Origin of the sequence: Shinella sp. HZN7, assembly GCF_001652565.1 — a bacterium.
Lineage (GTDB): Bacteria > Pseudomonadota > Alphaproteobacteria > Rhizobiales > Rhizobiaceae > Shinella > Shinella granuli.
In genome coordinates, this window is record NZ_CP015742.1 from 137,488 (window position 1) to 147,896 (window position 10,409).

A 10,409-nucleotide genomic window follows, 5' to 3' on the forward strand; every position below is an offset into this window, starting at 1 on the left:
TCATCAATCGTCAATCATCAATGGTCAACGAACAACTGGCAACGATTTCGTTGCTAAATGAGGGCATTAGAATTAAATATATTGAATGAAGGAGCCACCATGATTGTCACCATCGCCAACCCGAAGGGCGGGACCGGAAAGACCACGCTCGTCCGGGCGCTGTCAGGAACCGCCGCCCATGCCGGCAATGACGTCTTCCTCATCGATGCCGACAGCCGAGCCAACACGATGCGTTGGGTCACGATGTCGAAACAGATGAATGTCTGGCCGGACCGGCTGGAGGCGGAAAGCTGCCTTGAGCCGAACCAGATTTACAAGATGGCGTTGCAGCGCCAGGAGGAAGGCAAGATCGTCTTTGTCGATATCGAGGGAACGACGAACGAAAACCTGTTCGCCGGGCTCTACTGCGCCGACATCGTGCTGATCCCGCTGCAAACCACCCAGGATGATGTGGTCGCCGGTATGCAGCTCGCGCTGAACCATATTCCGGTGGTCGAGGAAGATCAGAAGCGCAAGCTGCCGGCGATGATCGTCATCAACCAGCACGATCTGGTCACCGGCCGCGCCAAAGCCCATGAGCCGCTCCGCGAAATCCTGCGGGAGAGCGGTGTTGCGCTCGCATCCCAGCCGATCGCGCGGCGTGCCTCCTATCAGTCGATCGGCGCCGCTGGCACGCTGCAGACCGTCGCCAAATCCGATCCCAAAGCGATTGCCGAGATGGAAACACTCCTCGGTGAGCTGCTTACCCTCTACAGGTCGAACTCGGCCGAGGCGAAGCAATGAGCGAGCCATCGGATAGCAAGAACCTCGTGCTCGGGCTGATCTCGACCGGTCGCGATCGACCTTCCGTGCGCGAAAAGCCCGCCGCCTCCCCTCCCCCGGAGAAAACCGATGGTGATGAAGCATCGTCAAAGCAACCGGCCGGCCGGACGCAGTTCCGTGACCTGGTCGCCAAGGGCGAAAGCCGTGATCCCATCGCCGGCAAGCGCTTCCGCGATACCGAGAAAGTGACGACCGGCATCCATATCCGCGCCGAGGTCCACAAGAAGCTGAAGATCCTCGCCGCAATCGAGCGCCGCAAGTTCAACAGCTACATCGAGGAGGCCATCGACGACTATCTTGTGAAGATCGCCGACCGAATACCCGACATTTCCTGACCCTGGCGGGAAGCAGGCGATCATGCGCTTCGCTTCTCGCCTTCGCCATTCGCCCTGAGCGCGGCCATCAGCATCGGCCCGAGGCCGAATTCGCCGCGCACCGCCTTGCGCGTGAGATCGCGGAGATATCCGCCCGCCGATTTGATGTGCTCGGCCCGCTCAAGGATGCAGGCTATGGCAACCGCGGCGTTTTCAGGCCCCATCACCTCGCATGCCTCCTGATAGGCCGACGGGCTAACCCCCAGCATCGACCGGATCACGACGGCGGCCGCCATCAGGTCGCGCCAGCTCTCGATCCGGCCGCCCGATGTGTAATCGGCGATCCGCGGGCACGCCTTCAGCACCATGGGTAAGGGGAAAGCCTTCAGCGGCTCGGTGATCCGTTTCGGTTTCTGGCTCGGCATCTCGCCCTGCTCTTTTTCAGAGCTAGGTTCAAGATCATGGAAGGATTCGGGTTTTGAATTCTGTATGTGACGTCCGTCATGGTTGTCATTGACGTCCGTTTTTTCCGCTTTTACTTGAATTTCCAAGCGGTTGATGATTTCCTCGCGCAAAAGCTCCATTTCTTCGAGCACGGCATCGACGTCTTCGCGGCGCGGAGAGCGCGGGAGGCGTTCCACGAGGCTAATGAACATGGCTTCGATCGTCGCCCAATCGCCGTCTGCACCCTCTTCCATTGCGGCGGAGATGAGCTTGCGGACGTCACGCCGGCAAAGCGACAGCGCCTCTTTCGCGCGCTTGAAACGGAGACGCTCGGCAGCAACCTGCTGCGCGAGGTTCGCGATCTCGGCGGCACGAGCCAGTAGGGGACCTAGGCTGAAGCCGAATGCGGCCTCGATCTCCCCTCCCCTTCCACGGTGCGCATAGCGTTTGCCGTTCGGGCTATCGCGGCGTTCGATCAATCCGGCGTCTACAAGCGCGGCGAGATGCCGACGCAAGGTCGTGCCGGCGATGCCATGAGCGCGCAGGGACAACTGGTTGTTCGACGGGAACACCACTAGGCCGCCATTCTCATCGGATAGCTCGTCGCTCGGATAGAAGCTCAAGAGCGCCTGCAGCAGCGTAATCGACCGGTCCTGCAGACCGAAGACATCCTTCGCCTCGCCAATATCGTTGAAGACTTTCCATTTGCTCACCGCCTTGCTCGGGCCGCGATCGGCCGTTTCGAGCTGGCCCTTTACCAGGGCAAGCGTCATCGGCCGCCGCCCATGGGGCGTCGTTACACGTCCTGTCTGCATTTCCTTCACCTTTCAAAGGGCAAAAGAAATCTGCTCACCAAAACGGTGCCAAAGACTCTTGACTGTGATTCGTGGAAATGCGATTCTCGATCTTGCTACAGAATACGAGGAAGGCTTCCACGGTTTACCGTTTGGGGGCCTTTTTCTTTTGCGGTTTGATCCTTTCCATCCAGTCCTACGTCAAAAGACAAAAACCAGTCAGCTCTCCATCGACGCCTGAAATTCGCGATGAAGCTGCTCAAGTTTGCCGATCACAAAATCGCCGAAAGCCGGCGAAGTCTTTTCGTCGAAGCTAACATTGAGAGCCTTGGCAGATCGCTGCACGGTCGCGAGTTTCTGCCCGCTCTCTGATTTAATTGTCTCGGATTTGGCCGCTTTGCGCTTTGCCGTCAGTGCATCCATCACCTGTGCAAAGCGGTCATCGGTGTCAGCCGCGCGGAATTCACGGCTCTGAAGGAGAGCGTCAAGCGCCTTCGGCTTGCTTGCCGCAAGCTTCTCAGCCAGTCCCATCCAACGCGGCCGCCCGGCTTTCGGCGCCGGCCCGATCGCTTCGATGATCGGCCTGGGCACGGAATGGGCTACACTCATGAGTTTCGAGAGTTGGGTTTTCTCCATCCCCAACGCCGACATGATGACTTGGCGGTCGAAGCCTCGCTCTTCGAGCGCAACAGCAAACAAGCCGCGCTCGATATAGCTAAGGTCGGTCCGCGAAGCGTTCTCCTGACCTTGAGCAACAACCAGCTCTTCGTCGGAAAGGTTTTGCACGACCGCTTTGACCGGGCGACCGAGCGTTGCCGCAACACGCACACGCCGGTGACCAAAGACGGCCTGGTATCGATCCGCCTTTTCGGGATGCGGTCGCAACAGGACCGGGCTTCTCTGGCCGGATTGGCGGATAGCCTCAAGCAGCTCCTTAAACCCCTCACCATCATCCGGGAGACGATCGGCCACAAATGAGCTGTCGATCTTCTCCGGGGAAATATCGACGACTGCTGCTCCCTCTGCGATAAGAGCACGCGCCTGATCAGCCGCACTCACGATATTGCCGAGGGACCGGCCCATCGCGCCAACTGCGCCGGATCGGATGTGCTGAAGTTTCTTCTCCGGAGTCGTTTCCGCTTCCTGCACTTCGACTTCGGAGTTGCCATGTGGCAACTCGCTGTCTCGCCTGGAAAGCATGGCTTTGAGCGTATCCTTGCGGCTCACGTCCCCCTCCCCCAAGCCTGCTTCATCAGGCTCTCGATTTCCCCGTTTACAGCGTCGAGCGACTCGATCGCTCTGTCATATGTCGCCTTGGCAAAATTCTCGCGGCCGACCTCGTAGAGGGTCTGCTTCGACAAACCAGCGTCGGAAATCGCCGTCGATTTCAACATCGTGTTGGTGAGCACCCGTTCGCGGAACAGCGACCGCATGAAGCCGACCATCTGCGCCTGGGGGCCGTCTGAAGGCTCATAGCGCGTAACGACATAGCGGATGAAGTCGTAGTCGAGATCACCGCCGGCGTCCTGCACCACGCCGAGGAGGTCGGATGTCATGAGGAGGAATTGGCACATCGACATGACATCCAGCATTTGTGGATGGGCGGTGATCAGCAATCCAGTGGATGCGCAAAGCGCGCCGAGTGTCAGAAAGCCGAGTTGCGGCGGGCAGTCGAGCACCATTACATCGTATCTGTCTTCGACCGAACCTAGCGCGGATGCAACACGTCCGAAAAACGGCTCCGTGGAACGCTCGGCGAGCGCTCGCGGAGTGTCGTGTTCATATTCCATCAGCTCCAGATTACCGGGAATCAGATCGAGCCCGGTGAAGTAGGTAGGCTTGATGATCTCCGAGAGGGGTCGCCGCTTTTCGTCGTAACGAATTGCCGCATACATGGTCTCGTTCGCTTCGATATCGTATTCAGGCTGATATCCGTGCAGTGCGGTCATTGAGGCCTGCGGATCGAGGTCAACAGCAAGAACCCGATATCCTTGCAGAGCAAGATACTGCGCGAGATGCGCAGCAGTGGTCGTCTTCCCACTCCCGCCCTTGAAATTGACGACGGCCATGACCTGGCAATGCTCGCCCGGTCGACGCCGAGGAATGTAGTTCTTGCTCTTGGAATTTTCATCCAGGACAGCGCGAATCTCGTTAATCTGCTCCAGGCTGTACCATCGTCTGCCGCCAGAGCCGATATTGGGCTGAGGCCCCTTACCGCCCAAGGAAAGCTGACGAAGGTAGGCGTCGCCGATTCCGATGAGCTTGGCAGATTCCACGGAGGAAAATGACCGAAGTGTTTTCTTCGAGACCGGCGGGAAAAGCGCTTTGCGCATGGCAAGCAGCTCTTCGGAAAGTGCTGCACCGTCGCCCGCGATGACATCGGTCATCAGCGGCTTTGGTGCCTCTGTCACGGCGGCTTGACTACGAGCCTTCAACATAACTACGAAAATTCTCCAAAGTTGGCGAATAAGTCGTAGGCGACAATGCGCCGAGTCGCAATCGTTGGCAAGGAAAATTGGGTTAACAAAACCTTAACGGGATTTGTGGAACGCTGCGAGAACTTTCAGTGTGCGTTCGGACGAGCTTCGGCCGCATAAAGTTGCCATGTGGCAACTCGCTAAACCGCCTGGAAAACAAGGACATCCCGCGGCATCGATGTGAGTTGACAACCCGGGAGAGGGAAAGGGGTTTGGGGAAAGGGAGGAGGGAACCGTCCCCTTTCCCCATGGGAGGGTTCAAGGGAGGGGCTTGCCCTTCCCTTGGGGAGGAGGCTTGGAGGAGGGCTTGCCCCTCTTTCATCAGCCGAGCCGGCCGGTCAATCCGGCCGGCTCGGCTCCCTTGCAGAGGCAAAGTCGAGAGGCGGCGCCTGCCGCCTCTCGACTGCGTCTCATGCCTCGTCGGCTGGAAGCACCAAGCCCCATCCCGGGATTGCGATTCTCAGGATGCGGTGAATTTCCTGGAGGATCCGGGAAAACTCAACGCTTTCCGGCGGAACGAAAGCCCAGAAATCGTATCCATCTTCCTCGCACCAGCCATTTTCGTAGATGTCTCGGTAGCCGAAGAGATATTCGCCCAGATCGGCAACCCGGTCGTCATCCGGCTCAACCATTATCTGCCGCTCGATGCTCAGACCTTACGGGTGAAATCAATGAAACGATCGAGATGCTCCACCACCCAGTCGTGAAGCACCCGCTCCGTTTCGGTCTCGCAGCCCAGCCGATTGGCCAGCAGCATGACCCGCAGGCCCGAGGCATCGGCATAAAGTTTCAAGTAGTCGATGTTAAGCATAACAAGCTCCTTTTCGTTGACGAAAAGGACCCGCATTGGCGACCCAAGCAGTCAAGGAGCGCGAAGCGACCGCGGGACGCGGCGAGTGGGGGAGCCGAAATGCGTCAGCATTTTGATGATGTGGACGGCCCTCCGAGACCTCAGCGCAAAGGTGCTATTCTCAGCCCGCACAATTCGGACAAGGAACCACGTCATGGCTTTTGAGAAGATAAGTGTTATCGGCCTCGATCTGGCCAAGAATGTTTTCCAGCTACATGCTGTCGACGAAGCCGGCGACATCATTATCCGCCGCCAGCTCCGCCGGAATCAGCTTCTGCAATTCTTCGAGCACCTGCCACGCTGCCTTGTCGGCATGGAGGCATGTTCGACGTCACACTATTGGGCTCGTGAACTCGGCCGCCTGGGCTTCGAGGTCAAGCTGATGCCGCCAGCGTATGTTAAGCCCTACGTCAAGCGCGGCAAGAATGATGCAGCGGATGCCGAGGCGATTTGCGAAGCAGTGACCCGTCCTACGATGCGTTTCGTTCCCGTGAAGAGCTGTGAGCGTCAGGCACTCCTGATGCAGCATAAGACACGGGATCTGCTGGTGCGGCAGCGGACCGCTCTTATCAACGCTTGCGTGGGCATCTTGCGGAATTCGGGATTGTTACGTCGCAAGGAAGATTAGGCTTGAGAGCGGCAATTGAAGCGCTCAGCGCTGCCCAGGAATTCCTACCAGAGCCCTCCTGGCAACCGTTCGAACACATAAGGAAACAATTGGAGGAACTGACCCACAAGATTGCTGAACTCGATCGCATTATACTGCGGTGGTGCCGCAACGAAGCGGCTGCCCGGCGTTTGATGACCATTCCCGGCGTCGGTTTCCTAACGGCAGCGGCGATCGCTGCTTCGGTCGGCGACGCCACCGAGTTCAAATCTGGCCGTCAGTTCGCAGCTTGCTTGGATTGACCCCACGACAAAACAGTAGCGGTGGGAAAGAGAGGCTTGGCCGGATCAGCAAACAAGGCGATCGCACAATCCGACGATTGTTGGTAGTCGGCGCCACCGCCGTCGTGCGCAGAGCCCGTCTTGACGCTGCGTCATTTCCCTGGATCGCTCGCTTGTTAGATCGCAAGCCCGCCAAGCTGGTCTCGGTAGCGATCGCAAACAAGACCGCGCGCATTGCATGGGCAATACTCAGGCGGAGGGAAAACTATCGTTTTGCCACCGCCTGAAAAGATCTGTTCGGCCCGCGTGTGGCCGGATGGAGGAGTGGAGGACTTAGTTTGATGGCGAACCGGTTAGACCGGGGACGGAGAAAGCCGGGGTTCCCCCAGCGCCTCGAGCGCGACAATTTGATTGGCTCTCCGTCTGCGGATCTCATCAGGGCCAGTGGCGTTGATGCCACGATTATAGGCCGGACACATGACTGAACCTAATTGGTCGCTCACAAACAAAAGTCTTGCATTCCACGGGCCGTCCACACATGGGGGAACCGCTCGTCCTTTACGGCGCAGGGGCGAATGCGAAAATGGGAAGTCAGAGAGAGATGAGCCCGCGGCCCCGACCAGGGGCCGCGACCGCATGGGCCGGGGAGGTTTGGAGGGGTGGACCACCCCCTCCATGGTGGGGTTTGAAGGGGCGGGGCTCTGCCCTGCTCCCTCATGGGGAGAGATTGAGAGGGGCCGGCCAGCCCCCTCTCAAAGAAGCTCCGGCCGGTCAATCCGGTCGGAGCTTCTAGCCTGTACCTTGCGGCTAGAACAGGCGCAGTTGCCCATTCCTCTCGATGACGGGGCGTCTGGCCCATGTCTCGATGCGGCGGGGACAGCAGCGACCACCGCAGCCCGGTGCGGCGCGGCAACAGGAATAGCCCCTTCTCCGCCCTTCCCCGTTTTCCGTGCGTGCCGCAGCTTGGCGACCACCCGCCCATGACATGGGCCATCGTGTGCCATTCCTCCCGGAACCGCATGGCCAGGCTGTCGCCCACGATGACGGTCGCCGGTATGTGGAGGAGCGAGAATTGGATATAGGCATGTGGACAGCGCGCGGGTCGATGTCCACGGCGGTCACATGGAGAAGCTGCTGATAATTGAAGCCCGCTTCAAGGATGGCCTCGTCAGCGCAATGATCATCGCTCCGCTCCCCACGGCGGGTTCCTGCGCAAGCATGAAACCGCGTTCCGCAATCACCTTCTGCATGTCCTCTGCACTCCGGCGGTGATCCGGGCCATCAACTGGCAGATTGGATAAGGCGTGAAGAATTGCCCCTCGCCTTGTTGTGCAATTCGAGCGCGTGAAACGTCATGCCAATATGTCTTGCGGCTTTTCCTCCAGCGCCATGACCACCTCCCGAATATTTTCGAGAACGTCCCACGGTCTCGCTCCCGTATTTCCGGGCAATTTCCAGATAGCGCGCTTCGCGTGTCTGGAATTCACCAGATCGACGGCATTGCTCATGGATATGGCGGAGCATTCGCACCAGTCGCCAAAAACGGTGTAGAGATCGTGCTTGTAGCGGCAGGTCTCAAACAGCTTGACGATGGAATTGAGACGGGGGAGGTCATGGGATCACCTGTCCGGGTGGCCGCAGGGCGCACTTCGCCAATCGCCGGGGCGATGCCCGGCGTCTCGTCGCGGCTGGTTTTGGGGAAATTCAGCGAAAGGTGCAGGCCGCGCCGGAGACTGGCGCGACCTGCCGCAACCGATTACTCGGCTGCTTCGGGAACGTCTCGCCGTTCGTCACCGGCTTTTCATCGATGTCGAACGGGCATTCGCCGTCATCGCGGCGTTGGCTACTGCCAGCCGTTCGCGCTCCTGCTCTGCGGTGGAGGCGATCCGCACCAATTCGGGAGCCATCCGGTTCCGGCAATCCTCCGCTCGGCAAGGTCCACCGCGTCGGCTTTCGACATGCCGGTAACGCCGAGTGCGGCGTCCTCGCCTTTGGCCTCGGTGATCGCCTGCTTGATGCCGGTCTTGCTGATCCGGGCGAAGTAGTTTTCGCCGGTCGGCTCGTACCAACGCGTCATGTCGATCTTGAGGCCTGTGCCAGCCGGTCGCATGGCGCGCTGCACCTTCCGTTCAAGGTAGCCCGACTTCACCGCGTTCACCGACTTTGCAGCCGCATAGGCCAGCAAGTCGAGAAGCGTTGACGTCGGCTGTTCGAGGCACCAATCCATGAGATCGCCCGGATTGCCGGGAATGGTGTGGCCTAGTTTTCCTTGAGTTTGTCCAGCGCACGATGCCCTTGCATGCCGCCGGGTCGGCAATGCTGGTTTTGAGCGCTTCGCTCTTCACCGTCATTTCAAGGCACGTATGCTCGTTGCTGCCATAGCTGCCGAAGAGGTTCACGAGCATGGCATGCACCACCGCCGCGAGGGCGACGTCCGGATTGTGCGCAAGCTCGGCCCGGATGGCGGCAGTCTTCTGCGCGGTCAGTTCCTTGACCATCGGCTCGGGAAGCTTGAAGGGCCGCTCATAGCTCGGTTCAGGGTGAGGGGTAACCGTGCTGCCGCCATCCTCGCTCTCATCGGTATCGCATTCGTCCTTTTCGTCGCTTTCCTCCTCTTCCTTATCCTCATCGTCGGGGCGGACAAGGCCTCGCTCGATTTCGACATTGCCGTAATAGTCCATGGCAACATAGCAACCGGCCTTGGCGGTATCGGCGGCGCTATAGGCTTCCCGCGCCGCCAACAGAACCGCCAGCCTCGCCTGAATGGCTTCAACGCGCGGCTCGGCGTTCTCGTCGGCCTCACCCGCTTCGATTTCCGCCGCGAGGTCGTCGTTTTCGGCTTCCAACAGGTCGACCTCGGCCTGCTCCTCCTCCGTCAACTCCACCTGATGCGGATAAACGCGGCGCATATAGTTCGCGTCGTTCGGAACCGTCTTGGCGGGTTCCACCCACTTCCAGCCTTCCACGCGAAGCTTTTCGCCCTCGGCGTCGAGCTTGTCCGCCACCAGCTTTTCGACGAGGCCGGCATCGAGGGCGAAGCCGCTGTTCTTTCGTGTCGAAAAGATCACGTTTGACGGAACCGCCTGCCGCCTCGTAGACGTCGATCCCGCCGATGAACTTGATGCGCTTGTCATTCACCTTGACCGCCGCCTCCTGCAACACGTCGCGGATGGTCTGGCTGTCCCGGTTATGGGGGGCCGCAGGTTGTTCCAGACGTTCACCTGCTTTTCGTGGTCGTCGGACACGGTGAAGGCGTGAGCTGCTGAAAGGTCATGTCCTCGCTGCGGTAAAGTTCAAGCAGGTCAGGGGCGACACGGCCCAGGGCGAGGCGCTTGCGCACCATGACTTCGGTGGTGCCGAAGCGGGCGGCGATGTCCTCGACGGACTTCCCGGCGTCGGCCATGACGCGGAATGCCTCGTACTCATCGACCGGATGCATGGCTTCGCGCTGCAAATTCTCGATTAGGCTGATTTCCGTCGCCTCTTCAGCGCTGCGCTCCTTGCATTCGACCGGGAAGTCCTTGGAAATCTCGCCTGCCTCGGCCAGAAGGTTGAGGGCGGCAATGCGTCGGCCGCCCGCAATGACATAGAAGCGCCCGCGCTTGTCTCCCTTGCGGATGATGAGGTTTTGCAGGATGCGGTAGCCGTCGCCGCGAATGGTAGCGGCCATCCCTCGATGCCTTCCTGGTGTAGGTCTTGCGCACGTTCAGGGGGTCGCGGTCCAGCTTGTTCAGAGGACCATGATGGTTTCGGTTGCTGCATGGTATCGGTCATTTTCGGTCTCCGTGGTTTCCCGTTTCCCGCAGGGGAAGCCCCTTGG

At 59.5% G+C, this 10,409-nt stretch carries 11 protein-coding genes and 1 pseudogene; 3 read left to right on the forward strand and 9 right to left on the reverse strand.

The window, feature by feature from the left end; genetic code table 11:
• The first annotated feature begins 57 nt into the window (after positions 1-57).
• Positions 58-783 carry a ParA family protein gene (locus shn_RS31550; protein ID WP_084438701.1) on the forward strand — a complete coding sequence of 242 codons (726 nt, stop codon included), beginning with the start codon at positions 58-60 and terminating at the stop codon, positions 781-783.
• Positions 780-1,157 (forward strand): hypothetical protein, encoded by a 378-nt coding sequence (locus shn_RS31555; RefSeq protein ID WP_064334463.1) that lies wholly within the window; start codon positions 780-782, stop codon positions 1,155-1,157. The genes shn_RS31550 and shn_RS31555 overlap by 4 nt, the downstream gene beginning before the upstream one ends.
• Before the next feature lie 20 nt (positions 1,158-1,177).
• On the opposite strand, the gene repC is transcribed toward shn_RS31555, so the two are convergent.
• From repC to shn_RS36685, 5 genes are all read right to left on the reverse strand, one after another.
• Entirely contained in the window at positions 1,178-2,395 is a 1,218-nt protein-coding gene (gene repC / locus shn_RS31560) for a plasmid replication protein RepC (RefSeq protein ID WP_064334464.1), read from the reverse strand.
• Between the two features lie 198 nt (positions 2,396-2,593).
• A complete protein-coding gene (gene repB / locus shn_RS31565; RefSeq protein WP_245337533.1) occupies positions 2,594-3,601 on the reverse strand; it encodes a plasmid partitioning protein RepB in 1,008 nt (335 codons plus the stop codon).
• Positions 3,598-4,761 carry a plasmid partitioning protein RepA gene (gene repA, locus shn_RS31570; protein ID WP_245337534.1) on the reverse strand — a complete coding sequence of 388 codons (1,164 nt, stop codon included), beginning with the start codon at positions 4,759-4,761 and terminating at the stop codon, positions 3,598-3,600. Before repA ends, repB begins: the two co-directional genes overlap by 4 nt.
• A gap of 500 nt (positions 4,762-5,261) precedes the next feature.
• On the reverse strand, positions 5,262-5,483 hold the full coding sequence (locus shn_RS31575) for a hypothetical protein (protein ID WP_064334466.1): 222 nt from the start codon (positions 5,481-5,483) through the stop codon (positions 5,262-5,264).
• 17 nt (positions 5,484-5,500) lie between these two features.
• Positions 5,501-5,662 carry a hypothetical protein gene (locus tag shn_RS36685; protein ID WP_168169008.1) on the reverse strand — a complete coding sequence of 54 codons (162 nt, stop codon included), beginning with the start codon at positions 5,660-5,662 and terminating at the stop codon, positions 5,501-5,503.
• Positions 5,663-5,855: 193 nt separating this feature from the next.
• Between shn_RS36685 and shn_RS31580 the strand changes: the two are divergent.
• Positions 5,856-6,876: pseudogene (locus tag shn_RS31580) on the forward strand (IS110 family transposase).
• An 831-nt stretch (positions 6,877-7,707) separates the two neighbouring features.
• Here the strand turns inward: shn_RS31580 and shn_RS37495 are convergent.
• From shn_RS37495 to shn_RS37280, 4 genes are all read right to left on the reverse strand, one after another.
• Positions 7,708-7,839 (reverse strand): hypothetical protein, encoded by a 132-nt coding sequence (locus shn_RS37495; RefSeq protein ID WP_256388542.1) that lies wholly within the window; start codon positions 7,837-7,839, stop codon positions 7,708-7,710.
• A gap of 593 nt (positions 7,840-8,432) precedes the next feature.
• Positions 8,433-8,738 (reverse strand): hypothetical protein, encoded by a 306-nt coding sequence (locus shn_RS31585; RefSeq protein WP_168169009.1) that lies wholly within the window; start codon positions 8,736-8,738, stop codon positions 8,433-8,435.
• The gene (locus shn_RS37275; RefSeq protein WP_245337535.1) at positions 8,719-9,657 is read right to left on the reverse strand and encodes a hypothetical protein; all 939 of its coding nucleotides are present in this window, start codon (positions 9,655-9,657) and stop codon (positions 8,719-8,721) included. The genes shn_RS31585 and shn_RS37275 overlap by 20 nt, the downstream gene beginning before the upstream one ends.
• 149 nt (positions 9,658-9,806) lie before the next feature.
• Complete coding sequence (locus tag shn_RS37280) at positions 9,807-10,259, reverse strand: ParB/Srx family N-terminal domain-containing protein (RefSeq protein ID WP_064334468.1); 453 nt, start codon at positions 10,257-10,259, stop codon at positions 9,807-9,809.
• Between the last annotated feature and the right edge of the window lie 150 nt (positions 10,260-10,409).